This is a genomic window from Chondromyces crocatus (assembly GCF_001189295.1).
In the GTDB taxonomy this organism is placed as follows: Bacteria; Myxococcota_A; Polyangia; order Polyangiales; family Polyangiaceae; genus Chondromyces; species Chondromyces crocatus.
Genome location: NZ_CP012159.1, coordinates 2,206,506 through 2,220,064, shown reverse-complemented (window position 1 = coordinate 2,220,064; position 13,559 = coordinate 2,206,506). Strand labels below are relative to the sequence as shown.

The window sequence follows — 13,559 nt, the reverse complement described above, 5'->3', positions numbered from 1 at the left end:
TCACGAAACGAACAGGGTCAACGACACCAGCAGGACCCGAGGTGGCCCCACCGTCACGTGGCGCGCGGGCAAGCGCTCGACGGCGCCCTCCCGCTGAAAGCTGGAGGCGTAGACGAACTCGCCATCGAACCAGGTCGCATCGAGCAGGTTGAACGCCTCGATCCCCAGCTCCGCGAACCGATACCGGACCGACGCCCCCGCATCGACGACCATCGCGTCGTGCCCCATCTCCCCGTACGGCATCGGCCGGCGGTGCAGCAGCGTCGCCCCGAAGCCCAGCCGCCCCAGCAGCCCGTGCCCCGCGATCGTCCCCAGCCGCGGCGTCACCGCCATGTCCGAGCGCACCACCACCTGCGGCACGTAGGGCAGCAACGCGCCCTCCTCGTACCGCTCGCCCGAGGCCGTGAAGACCGCGCGCGTGTACGTCATCCCCACGCTCGACGTGAACCACGACGTCGGCGTCGCCACGACATCGAACGCGAGCCCCGTCCGCGCCGTCGACGGCACCGGCTCGTTGCGCCCGGTCCGCTCGTCGAACACCAGATCGTCGGTGAGCCGCGTGTGGAACACCGCCGCCGACGCCCGCAGCGCCTCGTTCCCGTAGCGAACCCCTGCTTCCCCCGACAGCACCCGCGTGAACGGCGTCCGCTCTCCGTCTCCCAGGCTGCGCGCTTGCGGCGACCGGAACCCCTGCCCCACGCTCGCCAGCGCGTGCAGCCCGGGCACCACCATCACGTCCACCGTCCCCTTCCCTCCGACGTGCAGCCCTTGTGCCGACCGCGCCTGCTCCTGCCCGCCCTTCTCGTCCACCGTCGTGAAGGCCAGCCCATCCGCGCGCACCCCACCGCGCAGCGAGACCCGCCGCACCGGCCGCAGCGTCGCGTCCACCCACCCCGCCACGTTCGTCGCGCGCACCCGCGCGTCCACCAGCGCCTCCGTCGGCCGCCCATCCACCGCGCCGAGCCGCGCTTGCGACTGCGTGATCCAGTCGTTCCGCGCGTACATCCCCGCCTCCACCCCGTCACGCTCCGAGAAGATCGGCACCTTCCGCCGGTAGTGCGCCGTCGCCCCCACCGTCGTCGCCTCGTTGATCTGCTGCGTCGCGTCCCCCGCCTGCCGGTCGATCAGAAACCCCGTGTAGTTCGTCCGCAAGCGCATCGACCGCATCACGAAGAACGGCGCGAGCGCCCACCCCTCCACCTCGTCCCCCGAGGCGAGCTCCGCCACCACCTGCGTCCGCGTCGACGCTCCCCCTTGCGTCGGATCGTACGACGCGAACCTGTCCACCCGCCCCAGCGCCACGTCGTCGAACCGCAGCACCCCTGCCGAGTCGAACCGCCCTGCGTACGTCGACGCCATGAGCCGCCCGCGCACCGACGGCGTGAAGTCGTGCACCGCCTGCGCCACGAAGCTCTGCCGATCCGCCGCCCGCGCTGGCCCGAACCCATCGGTCTTGTACGCCTCGAACGCGGCGAACGTCTCCGCCGGCGCGCTCTCCGGATGGTACGCGAGGAACAACCGACGCCCCCCGAACGACCCCGCACTCGCCCGCGCCGTCACCCCCGGCTCGTCGTAGCCGAGGTCCATCCGCAGCGTCCCCGCCACCGCGAAATCCCCTTGCCGTGGATCGTACGCGCCCGGTGACGCGCGGATCGCCGAGATCACCTCCGGCATGACGAAGTGCAGATCCGCGTACCCTTGCCCGTGCACGTTCGACACGTCGTTCACGGGCGCGCCCGCGACCTGGATCTCCATGTCTTGCCCGTGCACCGCGTCGAACCCGCGGAAAAAGATCTGGTGCGCCTTCCCCTCGCCCCCGTGCTGCGAGACGAACACCCCCGGCACCACCTGGAGCGCATCACTCGCCGTCCGCCGCGGCGCCGCCCGCACCACCCGCCGATCCCGCACGCTCTCCGATGCGCTGCGCGGCGCCGCCTCTCCCGCGACGGTGACCTCCAGGTCCTCGTCGGCTTGCGACGCCCGCTGCGTTCCCTGCCTCGCTTGCGGCGTCCCCTGCGCTGCTTGCTGCGTCCCCTGTGCTGCGCCTCCCGCAGTCTGCACAGCCGGAACCGCGCCCGTCGCCGCCGTCTCTCCCCTGCCCTGCCCCGTCGCCGCTCCTGCCGCACTCCCGGCCTTGCCCCCAGCAACGGCGCCCGTCGTTCCAGCGCCCCCGGAAGCGACCCCTGACGCCGACCGACCTCGGAACCGCACCGCCACGCGCGCCCTCGCCGTGACCGGCTTTCCCCCCATCGTCCCTGGCAAGAACCTCCACCGCCGCGCCGCCGTCAGCGCTGCCGCATCCAGCTCGGGACTGACGCTGACCTCCACGGCGGCCTCGGCCACCGTCCCGTCGTCACGGACGACGACCACCATCGGCACCACGACGTCGTGCGTCGACGGCCGCCCTTCCGGCCACACCGCCTCGGGCTGCGGCCCTGGCTGCGGCGGAACGACCTCGTCGTGCGCATGCGCCCCCGTGACGGCACACAGGAGGGCGAGCGGGAGCAGAAGCCGAGGGAAAAAGAGGCGTGCCACGAGCAACGGCGGGACCGTAGCACGGGTTGTCCAGAGCGTGTCACGGACAGGCTACCGCCTGCCTCGAAGCCCGGCGCCCGCAGCGCAGCGGCCTGCTCTGGCAAAAACGAGCGCGACCCCGGAATCCCTTCTTGCTTGCGGTACGACAGCAGGTCGTTCCCGGTGCCAGCTCGGTTCCCAGAGGCGCCACGAATTGGCCTGGTGTAGGCTGATGAGAATCAAACCAGCCCGTGGGTAAGGCAGCAGCGACGACGCCATGAAGGCCGCAACGAGGAGTCGGTGATGGGCAATCCGGCAGAAAAACGACCGGTAGCAGCCACGTACGCCGATCTCGAGGCTGTACCTCCGCACATGGTCGGCGAGATCATCGCGGGCACCCTCTTCATGTCGCCCCGACCGGCACCGAAGCATGCCATGGCCTCCTCCACCCTCGGGATGGTGCTCGGGTCGCCGTTCCAGCTCGGCGTTGGCGGCCCGGGCGGGTGGTGGATCCTCGACGAGCCCGAGCTTCACCTGGGTGACGACGTCCTCGTGCCGGACCTTGCCGGCTGGCGCCGCGAGCGGATGCCTCGCCTCCCCGAGTCAGCCCACTTCCCGCTCGCCCCCGACTGGATCTGCGAGGTCCTCTCCCCGTCCACCGCGGAGGACGATTGCTACGACAAACTCCCTGTCTACGCACGCGAAGGCGTCTCGTGGGCCTGGCTCGTCGACCCCATCGAACGCGCCCTGGAGATCCACCACCTCAGCCCGCGGAAGCGCTGGGAGACGGAGATGCTCGCCAAGGCCAGCGCCGTCGTGCGGGCCGCCCCGTTCGACGCCATCGAGCTGCCGCTCTCGGTCCTCTGGGAGGCGTGACGCGGGGCCCTCGGGCCAGACGCAGCCCCCATGGTGAGCTGCTTTACCAGGACAGCGCACCGGAACAGCCCTGACCAGCAGCGAAGAGCCGTCGGAACGGTCCCCCCCTCCTTCGCTGCACCAGTAAAAAGCCCCCGGAACGGTCCTCACCCTCTCTACTGCACCAGTAGAGGACCTCCGGAACGGTCCCCACCCTCTTTACTGCACCAGCAGAGAGCCTCCGGAACGGTCCCCACCCTCTTTACTGCACCAGCAAAAGAGCTTCCGGAACGGTCCCCACCCTCTCTACTGCACCAGGAAAGACGCTCCGGAACGGTCCCCGCCCTCTTTACTGCACCAGCAGAGAACCTCCGAAACGGTCCCCACCCTCTTTACTGCACCAGCGAAGATCTCCCGGAACGGTCCCCACCCTTTCCCCCCTCGACCAGGGACACCACGGACGTTCGCCACCTCGGGCTCCTCCTCGGAACACCGTGGACGTTCCTCGCCCCTCCCTCCGTCCCCTCACCGAACCGACGCTACGCCTCGCCCGTCGTCGCCACCGGCCCCGCGGTGCTGCTCGCCTCTTCTCCAGCCAGGCGCCGCGCGCGCGACGGCTTCTCGCCGAGCCGGATGATCCCCACGGCGTCGAGCACGCGCATCACCTGGTAAGCAGGGTCGACCTCGAACCAGCGCACCGCGAAGTTCGGCCGCTGCCCATATTTGTGGTGGTTGTTCTGGAACAGCTCCCCCAGCGTGATGAAATCGAACACCAGGGTGTTGCGCGAGTCGTCGTCGCTGTCGAAGTTGCGGTAGCCATAGCGGTGCCCGCACCAGTTCACGATGGCGCCGTGCATCGGTCCGATCAGGTAATGAACCGGGAGCAGCAGGAATTGCCACCACGCCGTGGCGAACGCCACGTAGAACAGCGTGTAGGCCGTCCCCCAGGCGACGCGCACCAGCCAGGCATCGCCGAGGCGATCCAGGGCGGGCCACTCGGGGGTGCCGCCGTCGAAGCGAGGCTCGGGCGTCTCCTTGCGGATGACGAGATTGTGATACCGCTCCTTGGTCTTCCACATCATCGACAGAAAACCGGAGGCGTGCCGCGGCGAGTGCGGATCCTTCGGCGTGTCGCTATAAGCGTGGTGCATGCGGTGCAGCACGGCATAGGCACGCGGGACGAGGAACGACGAGCCCTGGGTGACCCAGGTGAGCAGATAGAACGCCCGCTCCCAGCGAGGCGAGCAGGTGAACATGCGGTGCGCGGCGTAACGGTGCAGGAAGAAGGTCTGGAAGAAGACGGCGAGGGTGGAGTGGGCGATGAGAAAAAGGGCGATCGCCATGCAATGCTTCTACGAGGAGCGTCGGGGGACCAGGGTCATGCGTCCGTCATGGCTCGGTCATCCACGCAGCGGGTCTCGCGCTCGCCTTGCTCCCGCCCGAGTGCCACCTCCACGGTCAGGTGATTGCAAGTGGAATGCGAGGGATGAGGCACCGCTGAAGGTGGAGCCTGGACAGGCTGCCGAGGGGCGAATGCCACGACATTCGCCGAGGGCACCGTCGGCCTCGCCATTCACGGGGGCTGGCGGATGAAATCGATGAAATCATTGCAGGGAGGTCGACCATGATCAGGGTGAGCGCGTTTCGCTGGGTTCCGCCCTTTGCTCAGGGGGTGGTGCGTGAGCTCCGGGTGCGCTGGGCGCTGGAGGAGGTGGGGCTGCCTTACGAGGAGCTGCTGATCGGGCCGGAGGACCAGCGTACCGAGGTGTACCGCGCGCTCCAGCCGTTCGGTCAGGTGCCGGCGTACGAGGAGGATGGGCTCGTGATGTTCGAGTCCGGCGCCATCGTGCTGCACATCGCCGAGCGCTCGGAGGTGCTCTTGCCGCGGGATGCGAAGGGGCGCGCGCGCGCCACCACCTGGATGTTCGCTGCGCTGAACTCGGTGGAGCCGCCCATCCAGAACCTGGCCGAGATCGACATCTTCGCCAGGGACGAGGCATGGGCGAAGGAGCACCGGCCCGCCGCGGTGGAGGCCGTGAAGAAGCGGCTCTCTGGCGTGGCCGCGTGGCTGGGCGATCGGGAGTACCTCGAAGATCGGTTCACGGCAGGGGATCTGCTCATGACGACGGTCCTGCGCATCCTCCGCCACACGGATCTGGTCGCGCAGATGCCGGCGCTCGACGCCTACCGCATGCGCTGTGAGGCGCGGCCCGCATTCCAGCGCGCGATGGCCTCGCACATGGCGCCCTTTGCCAGGAACGCGCCGCCCGCGACCTGAGGGGTCCACGAGCCGGATCCGCGGCGAAGCGCCGAAGCCCAGACGAAAGCCATGAAGTACTCCACCTCGAAGCCCCCGACCCGAGATCCATGAAGCGACCCACCCGTGACGAGCTCGCGGCAGCGCACGGCCGCCGCATTCCCGATCGCATTGCGCAGGACCTGAAGGTGCTGTTCTGCGGGATCAACCCCAGCTTGTATTCGGCGGCCGTCGGGCACCATTTCGCGCGCCCTGGCAATCGGTTCTGGCCGGCGCTGCACGCGTCGGGGATCACGCCGCGACGGTTCAGTCCAGAGGAGGACGTGGACATGGTGCAGCTCGGGTACGGGCTGACCAACGTGGTGTCGCGCGCGACGGCCACGGCCGACGAGCTGGACGCCGACGAGCTGCGCGCCGGAGGAAAAACGCTGGCCCGCAAGGTGGCGCGTTACCGACCGCGGGTGCTCGCGGTGCTCGGCGTGGGGGCTTACCGGACGGCGTTCGGGTTTCCGCGCGCAGCCCTGGGGCTACAGGATCAACCGCTGGGGAACGCGGTGGTGTGGGTGCTGCCGAATCCGAGCGGCCTCAATGCCCATTATCAGCTCGGGGAGCTGGCCAAGCGGTTCGCCGAGCTGCGGCACGCCGTCGGGTGAAGGTCGAAGGAAGGTCCCGACGAACGACTGGCCGCTCAAGAGCGGCGAAACCCCGGAGAAGCCGCTGCGGTTGCATCCGCAAGTGGCTCCCCGGGGTCCCTTCGGCGCTGGCGCCGTTATCAGCCGGCGCCGTTATCAGATGGCGTCGTGATCAGATGGCGTCGTGATCGGCTCAGGAGTCGTAGCCGTAGTAGCCGTCGAACACGAGGACGAGGCCGCTGCCCGGGTAGAACAGCACGGCGCGCGCGATGTTCTGGGTGCAGTTGTGGCAGCTGTCGCGCTCCGTGGCGTACCAGGCCTGGATGTCGCCGCCGCCGGCGAAACCGTCGACCGCGCCGAGGAGCGAGGTCCCGTCCGGGTAGCCGCTGCGGAAGAACAGGGTGTTCGCGAGGCCGGCGCGGTCGAGGAAGGAGCCGCCCCAGTAGTTCTGGTGCTGGATGTCGTTCTGCTCCAGGTCCGCGATGATGCCCTGGATGGTCTTGGGCTCGTCGGTGCACTCCGGCGTCTCGTAGGCCACCAGCGAGGTCATGTGGTGCCAGGTGTAGCCGTTGGTGTTGATGTTCCAGGTGGCGCGCGCCGGTTCGAGGGCGGAGGCGTCGATGGGGTCGAGCGCGAGGGGTTCGAGGGGCGCCCACTCGCACGCGCTGGACGAGTACATGCAGCGCGAGACCTCGCGGTAGGTGCCGCAGGCGCTGAAGTCGGTGGTCCCGTCGGGCGCGCCGTGGACGCAGTGGTAGGCGGCCGGGGTGCAGACGGTCTGGGGGAACGAGGTGTAGGGGTCGCCCGAGGTGAGCGCGAGGCCGACGACGCGGGTGGCGAGGCGGGCCGTCTTCTGGACGGTGGTGCCGTTGTTCAGCGTGGCCGAGAAGGTGAGCGGGGTGGTGTGCGGGTCGGCGGCCTCGTTCAGCGTGGAGTACGACCAGTCGAGGTTGAAGGTGTCGGCGTCGACGCGCGCGACCAGGGGCGAGCCGTCGGGCGCCGTCACCGAGAGGGCGCTCGCAGCGGCGTCGGCACGACCGCGGTACACGAGGGGGTTCGGGCCATTCACCTTGTAAATGGGGTTGACGTTCTCGTCGATCCAGATCGAATTCGAGCCGCGGAAATCGTAGAAGCGCGAGGCGAGCTTGACCTCTGCGGTGTAGGCGTTCGGGGAGCCCGTATTCGTTTTGACGGAGAGCAGGAGCGGGAGCCCCGAGAGAATGGAGTTCAATTCGTGGCCGACCGGCAGCACGACCTCGAGGCGGCGCGGGCTGATGATGTTCGCTTCGCCGAAGGCGTCGTCGGGCACGAAGCTGAAGACCTCGGCGAGGTAGCGGTTCGCGGTGGCTTCGATCACCAGCGCGCGCCCGCCGGGCCGATCCTGGAAGGTGCCGAGGGTGTCGAAGGTCAGGACGAGGGCGCCCTCCGAGGCCGTGATCTTGGTGGCCGCGGCAGCGCCGTGGGCCTCGGCCGTGACCTCGTCCGTGAGCACCTCTTCACCGGCACATGCCGACATCGAGAGTGCAATGAGACATCCGAGAGCGAGCGCGCGAAACCTCATGAGTCGTCCTCCGTGGTTGGGGGGACCCATTAAAACGCGGGGACGCATCTGTCAACGGCGCATGGTTGACGTTATGGTGACAGCAGCCGACTCCCAGCGTGCGAGAACGAGAGCAAGCGGCAATACGCAACCAATCGCGGATCACGGCCGTAACGAGGCATCGACGCACAGCACGGGTGTATCCTTCTCGAATGCACGGATCAGAAGTAGCAGTCACATGAACGTCATCGCGATGTCATCGCGGGGTCGCTGTCACCAAATTCGTCGTCTATTTCGTGGTTGCTCGTGGTTGCTCGTGGAGACGGGAGCGCACGGGCTCGTGAGCGCATGGCCTCGTGCGCGCGGTTGTTCGTGGGTGTGCATGGGCTGCTGGAGGCGCGTGTGCGTGTCGACACGCCGTGGCGAAGCGTGGGGGTTGAAGTGGTGTCGTTCGATGACCTACGGTAAGGCCGTGTCGGATGCTGAAGATCTCGGCTGAGCAGCTCGATCTCCTGTCCGTCGAGGAAGAAGAGGGCTACCGCGCCCGGCTCGTCGCCTTCCTCGGCAAGGAGTTCCCCCGTGCAACGCGAGCGCTCGGTGCGCCCGAGGTGGTGTCCCTCGTCGCCCGGCAGGTGGCGCGAGCGCGGCATCACGGGCTCACCAGTGAGCGGCAGCTCGCTCAGTTCGCCGTGCTCGCGCTGATGTTCGGCGAGGGCTTCGAGGAGCGCTTCGCGTGGGCCGAGGCGGCGCTCTCCCGCGACGAGACGAGGACACCGGCCGAGCGCCTGGAAGATCTGACCCATGTCGCAGAACGACAGCTCCGAGACGCCACCCACCGGGACTGATCCCGTTCGCCAGGAGGCGACGCAGGCGACCTTCGGGGACAATGCGCCTGGTGAATGCACGAATGGATGCCCCGAATACGTGCTGGTGCTGAAGGGCAGGCCGCCGGACAGTGATCCTTTCAAGAAGCATCCGCTGCCGTCGTCGCGGCGAATCGACATCGAATACCACGTGGCCTTCACGGCCGCGGACCCTGGCGACCCGGTCCCGAAGCAGGGGAGCCATGCGTACGAGCCCTCCCGGGAGCACGAGCGCCCGCTGTCGGCGGACGAGTACGCGCGGCTCCAGAAGGTCTATGTGTGGGCCGAGCCGTACGGGTATGCGGCGCTGCGCATCCGCGAGGCGAACGAGCTGGCGAAGGGGCGGATCGCGGTGCCCCGCGAGAAGCTGCGGCACGAGCAGGTGGGCTCGAAGACGCGGTTGATCTGCGAGTTCGACGTGCTCGACAGCGTGCCGGGGTACATCGCCTCGGAGATGCAGAAAAACCTCAACGATCCAGACGTGGGGCGGATCCGCAACCACCTGAACACGGCGCGGCAGCAGGTGCAGGGCGACACGTTCGGGCGGCTGGATGGCTTCGCGGCGGCCGGCGAGACGGCGCAGGGGCTCGGGATCTTCGGCAACCGGGTGCGCGCGGACGAGGGCTGGATCAACAGCGGGATGGACCTGATCGCCGGTGACGTCAACGACTGGGACCACAAGCCGAGGATCCGGCCAGTGTGGGGCACGGACAACCGGATCGGGAACAAGCCGGTGGTCTATTACTACGACGTCTGGTCGAACCTGCATTATGGCTACATCGCCAATGCAGCGACGATTCCGAAGCACACGGCGCAGGGTGGGTCGTCGTTCGCGAACATCTTCGATTCGGGGCGGCTCGACGAGAATGCCGACAGCAGCGCCGTGAGCGCGGGGCACGATCTGTACGGGACCAATCCAGCGGCCAACATCGACGACGTGATCGCGCTCGTCGAGCGGAACCAGGGGCTCTGGGCGCGCAGCGCGCGCTGACGGGCGCTGACGGCTGGGGTCAGCGGCCCTCTGCTCGATCACCCGCGCTCGACGGTCGCCGCGCTCACCGGCCCTCTCCCGTCGCTGTCGCTGTCGCATTCCCCTCCTCTGACCCGCCGAGGCACCAGCGCGCGTCGCCTTCGACGACCCACCCGAACGCTTCGCCGACCGCGGTCGCCATGCTCCCGCCGTAGCTGTGCCCCGCGCCGCGGGCGTGGAGGACGCGGGCCTCGACGCCGCCGCGCCGCAGGTAGAAGGCCGAGGTGCGCGCGAGCTCTGCGCAGCGGGAGCGGCCGCAGGCGAAGAGGACGCGCTCGCCGCCGTGGGCGCGGAAGCGCTGGGCGGCGGGGATGTTCCACTCCTGGAAGAGGCCGTCACCCCCTTCGACGAGGGCGGCGCGGGCGAAGCGCGCGGGGTGGCCAGGGAGGAGCATGGCGCCCATGATCGCGCCCTGCGAGAAGCCGGCGTAGGCGGGCGCGGTCGCGTCGACGTGCTGGGGGAAGCGGGCGCGCAGGGCGTCGAGGGCCAGGGTGATCTCGCGGCCGAGGGCGTGGTGGTCGGTGTAGAAGTAGCCGGTGTGCGCCTCGGGGACGTAGCGGTTCGTGGGGAAGCCGCGCACGCAAAGGACGAAGCCGTGGTCCTGGACGATCTCGCGCCAGACGCCGCACTGCCACTCCGGTCGGTCGCCAGCGCCATGGGCGACGACGAGGACGGGGCGCGGGGAGGTGGCGCCGAGGGGGAGCGACACCACGGCAGGTCGGTGGCGCTCGACGGGCAAGGCGAGGAAGGGCGAGCTGGAGGCGAGGGGCGGGAGGTCGCCGGAGCAGGCGTCCGGGAGAGGGCGGTCGGGTGGTGACGAGGCGCCAGCACCGCGCGACGAGGGGGAGTTCGGAGACGAGGTGGATGCCGGGTCGTCCGAGGCGCTCCCTGGCGCGGCTCTCCCGAGGTCGTCCGGCGGGGCGTCGTGGGGTCCACGGAGAGACGCGCGGGAGGCGCCCGGGGAAAGCGGGAGGTCGATGTGCTCGCGGGTGGCGCAGGCCGTCGTCAGGAGGAGGGCAAGCGAGAGCGCGCCGCGCATGGGGGTCAGCAAAGCAACCAGGAGGCCAGATCCAGCAGGGCTGCGGCGAGGTGATGCGAAGCGCTTCAGGGTGCGCTTCAGGGGGACAGGGCCAGCAGGTCGGTGGCCTCGGCGAGGTGCGCCCGGGTGTGCAGGGCGCGCTCCGCGACCCGTGGGCCCAGCGAGGTGAAGGCGTCCGGCGCTTCTTCAGGACGCTGGGCGTCCGGCGCCTCTTCAAGGCGCTGGAGGACGAGGTCCTGCTTGGTCTCGGGGCAGCCGTACATGTCCACGAAGAGCTTCACGTCCCCTCCGGGGCAAGGCACGACGTAGAGGTCGATGATGTGGCCGGTGGCGTTGGGGCCGACGTTGCCGGAGCGCACCTTGGAGGCGGCCCGGAGGTCGCCCTGGAGCGGGACGGTGCCGTCGGCGCATTTGTAGGTCGCCACGTACCTGTAGCTGTCGGCGGGGCCGCAGCGGGGGACGGGGTGTTCCTTGTCGGTGCCCTCCGCGACCTGGCTCTGTTCGGCGCCAGGAGGCTGCGCGACCGGAGGAAGAAAGGGTTTGGTGGGGGCGCTGGGATCGACGGTCTCTTCGGGAGGTTCCGGCTGAGGCGAGGGCGAGGTCACGGTGGCGGTGTTCACGGTCGCCGGAGGCGCCCCGCCGCACGCTGCAGCGAAGCCCATCGCGACCACGCTTCCTGCCCGAGCCACGCGGATCCAGTTCATCGTTCTCCTCCCATCCCGCTGCCGTCCTGGCATTGGAACACGGATCTCGGTGGGCCTTGGGGTCGATGAGCGACAGGGCAGCGTCGGCGCGGGCGGGTTCACTCGGCGCGAAGTGCAGGGTCGGAGGCGGGCGGCTTCGCGTCGGACGAGGGTTTCGGGGCGTCGGTTCGCTCGAAGAGGAAGGCGTGGACCAGCATGCCGAGGAGCATGGTGCCGACGAAGAGCAAGGTGGGGCGGAGGCCGAGGACGAGGGAGGCGACGGCCGGGCCTGGGCAGAGGCCGGCAAGGCCCCAGCCGAGGCCGAAGAGGGCAGAGCCGAGGACGAGCTTGCGGTCGATGGTGGTGCGGGTGGGGAGGTGGAAGGTGCGGTCGAACGCTGGCTGGGAGAGGCGGCGCGCGAGCTGGTAGCCGAGGGCGGAGACGGTGACGGCGCCGCCGAGCACGAACATGAGGCTCGGGTCCCAGCCAGGTGCGATGGCGAGGAAGCCGCGGACGCGGGCGGGGTCGAGCATGCCGGAGAGGGAGAGGCCGAGGCCGAAGAGGAGGCCGGAAGCGAGGGCGGCGAGGAGGCGTGCGAGGGGCTGGGCGGGGGTCATGCGCCGAGGGTGCTGAGGAGGGTGGCGGTCAGGATGCCGACGCTCAGGAAGGTGGCGACGGCGACGAGGGAGCGGCGCGAGAGGCGCGCGAGACCGGCGACGCCATGGCCGCTGGTGCAGCCGGAGCCGAGGCGTGCGCCGAAGCCGACGAGGAGGCCGGCGACGGCGAGGGTGGCGAGCGGGGCGTCGATGCGAACCCGGGGGAAGTCGCCGGTGGCGAGGCGGTAGAGCCAGGGGCCCGCGAGGAGGCCGGCGAGGAAGGCGAGGTGGGTGGTGCGGGTGTCGTCGGGTTTGCGGCGGAGGAGGCTGCCGAGGATGCCGCTGATGCCGGCGATGCGGCCGTTGAGGAGGAGCAACAAGGCGGCGGAGAGGCCGATGAGCATGCCGCCGAGGAGGGAGGGGAGGTACGGGGTCATGGGGGGAGGGCTGGAGCGAAAGGGCTGGCGCTGGCGCGCTCAGGAGGGCTGGCCGAGGCGCACGACGAGCTTGCCGAAGTTCTTGCCCTGGAGGAGGCCGATGAAGGCTTCGGGGGCGTTCTCCAGGCCATCGACGATGTCTTCGCGGTAGCGGACGCGGCCGTCGCGGATCCAGGTGCTCATGTCGCGGAGGAAGTCGGGGAACTGCTCGGCGACGAACTCGCGCTGGATGAAGCCGCGCAGGGTGAGGCTCTTCGAGAGGATGTCACGCATGAGGTGCGGGAGGCGGTCAGGGCCTTCGAAGGGGCCCGTGGCGTTGTAGCTGGCGATGAGGCCGCAGACGGGGATGCGCGCGAACTCGTTGAAGAGGGGGAAGACGGCGTCCCAGACCTTGCCGCTGACGTTCTCGAAGTAGATGTCGACGCCCTCGGGGCACGCCTTGGCGAGCTGCTCGGGGAAGTCGGGGGCCTTGTGGTCGAGGGCGACGTCGAAGCCGAGTTCGTCGCGCACGAAGGCGCATTTCTCGGGGCCGCCGGCGATGCCGATGGCGCGAGCGCCCTTGAGCTTGGCGATCTGTCCGACGGCGGAGCCCACGGGGCCGCTGGCGGCGGCGACGACGAGGGTCTCGCCTGCCCTGGGGCGGCCGATGGTCAGGAGGCCGGCGTACGCGGTGAAGCCGGGCATGCCGAGCACGCCGAGGGCGGTGGAGAGGGGGGCAAAGGTGGGGTCGAGCTTGCGCAGGCCGGTGCCATCGGAAAGGGCGTGGGTTTGCCAGCCGGCGTACGAGAGCACGATGTCGCCGACGGCGTGGTCGGGGTGCCGGGAGGCGATGACCTCGGCGACGGTGCCGGCGGGCATGACGTCGCCGAGCTCGGTGGGGTTGGTGTAGGACCTGGCGGCGCTCATGCGGCCGCGCATGTACGGGTCGAGCGAGAGGTAGAGGACCTTCAGGAGGAGCTGGCCTTCGGCGGGCTGAGGGAGAGGGGCTTCTTCGAGGCGGAAGTTCTCCGGGGTGGGCGCGCCCTGGGGGCGGGAGGCGAGGACGATGCGGCGGGTCTTCACGTCGGCCATGGGGTGAGGCTCCTGTCGGTTGCGGGTCGCCGGGGACCCTAC

General features: G+C 69.7%; 13 protein-coding genes. 5 read left to right on the top strand and 8 right to left on the bottom strand.

Annotated elements, in window-relative coordinates:
* Positions 1-2,535 (bottom strand): TonB-dependent receptor domain-containing protein, encoded by a 2,535-nt coding sequence (locus CMC5_RS08325; RefSeq protein WP_156338356.1) that lies wholly within the window; start codon positions 2,533-2,535, stop codon positions 1-3.
* A 282-nt stretch (positions 2,536-2,817) separates the two neighbouring features.
* Between CMC5_RS08325 and CMC5_RS08320 the strand changes: the two genes are divergently transcribed.
* Complete coding sequence (locus tag CMC5_RS08320) at positions 2,818-3,390, top strand: Uma2 family endonuclease (protein WP_050429893.1); 573 nt, start codon at positions 2,818-2,820, stop codon at positions 3,388-3,390.
* A 518-nt stretch (positions 3,391-3,908) separates the two neighbouring features.
* Here CMC5_RS08320 and CMC5_RS08315 read toward each other — a convergent pair.
* Positions 3,909-4,712 (bottom strand): acyl-CoA desaturase, encoded by an 804-nt coding sequence (locus tag CMC5_RS08315; protein WP_050429892.1) that lies wholly within the window; start codon positions 4,710-4,712, stop codon positions 3,909-3,911.
* Between the two features lie 281 nt (positions 4,713-4,993).
* Here CMC5_RS08315 and CMC5_RS08310 point away from each other — a divergent pair, with 281 nt between their 5' ends.
* On the top strand, positions 4,994-5,647 hold the full coding sequence (locus CMC5_RS08310) for a glutathione S-transferase family protein (RefSeq protein WP_050429891.1): 654 nt from the start codon (positions 4,994-4,996) through the stop codon (positions 5,645-5,647).
* An 89-nt stretch (positions 5,648-5,736) separates the two neighbouring features.
* Positions 5,737-6,279 carry a G/U mismatch-specific DNA glycosylase gene (gene mug / locus CMC5_RS08305; RefSeq protein ID WP_050429890.1) on the top strand — a complete coding sequence of 181 codons (543 nt, stop codon included), beginning with the start codon at positions 5,737-5,739 and terminating at the stop codon, positions 6,277-6,279.
* A gap of 172 nt (positions 6,280-6,451) precedes the next feature.
* Here the strand turns inward: mug and CMC5_RS08300 are convergent, their stop codons facing one another.
* A complete protein-coding gene (locus CMC5_RS08300) occupies positions 6,452-7,819 on the bottom strand; it encodes a hypothetical protein (protein ID WP_050429889.1) in 1,368 nt (455 codons plus the stop codon).
* A 458-nt stretch (positions 7,820-8,277) separates the two neighbouring features.
* Between CMC5_RS08300 and CMC5_RS08295 the strand changes: the two genes are divergently transcribed.
* Together CMC5_RS08295 and CMC5_RS08290 are read left to right on the top strand one after the other, a co-directional pair.
* Positions 8,278-8,643, top strand: a complete 366-nt coding sequence (locus CMC5_RS08295; RefSeq protein ID WP_050429888.1) for a hypothetical protein — start codon at positions 8,278-8,280, stop codon at positions 8,641-8,643.
* Positions 8,600-9,652 (top strand): polymorphic toxin type 44 domain-containing protein, encoded by a 1,053-nt coding sequence (locus tag CMC5_RS08290; protein ID WP_050429887.1) that lies wholly within the window; start codon positions 8,600-8,602, stop codon positions 9,650-9,652. Before CMC5_RS08295 ends, CMC5_RS08290 begins: the two co-directional genes overlap by 44 nt.
* 64 nt (positions 9,653-9,716) lie before the next feature.
* Here CMC5_RS08290 and CMC5_RS08285 read toward each other — a convergent pair whose 3' ends face one another.
* The 5 genes from CMC5_RS08285 to CMC5_RS08265 all read right to left on the bottom strand — a co-directional run bounded on the left by CMC5_RS08285 (position 9,717) and on the right by CMC5_RS08265 (position 13,517).
* Positions 9,717-10,730, bottom strand: a complete 1,014-nt coding sequence (locus CMC5_RS08285; protein WP_050429886.1) for an alpha/beta hydrolase — start codon at positions 10,728-10,730, stop codon at positions 9,717-9,719.
* Between the two features lie 77 nt (positions 10,731-10,807).
* Positions 10,808-11,434: a hypothetical protein gene (locus tag CMC5_RS08280; protein ID WP_050429885.1), complete on the bottom strand. Its 627-nt coding sequence runs from the start codon at positions 11,432-11,434 to the stop codon at positions 10,808-10,810.
* Positions 11,435-11,532: 98 nt separating this feature from the next.
* Positions 11,533-12,030 (bottom strand): YeeE/YedE family protein, encoded by a 498-nt coding sequence (locus CMC5_RS08275; protein ID WP_050429884.1) that lies wholly within the window; start codon positions 12,028-12,030, stop codon positions 11,533-11,535.
* Entirely contained in the window at positions 12,027-12,446 is a 420-nt protein-coding gene (locus CMC5_RS08270) for a YeeE/YedE family protein (protein ID WP_050429883.1), read from the bottom strand. Before CMC5_RS08270 ends, CMC5_RS08275 begins: the two co-directional genes overlap by 4 nt.
* A 39-nt stretch (positions 12,447-12,485) precedes the next feature.
* Positions 12,486-13,517 (bottom strand): NADP-dependent oxidoreductase, encoded by a 1,032-nt coding sequence (locus CMC5_RS08265; RefSeq protein ID WP_050429882.1) that lies wholly within the window; start codon positions 13,515-13,517, stop codon positions 12,486-12,488.
* Positions 13,518-13,559: the final 42 nt, after the last annotated feature.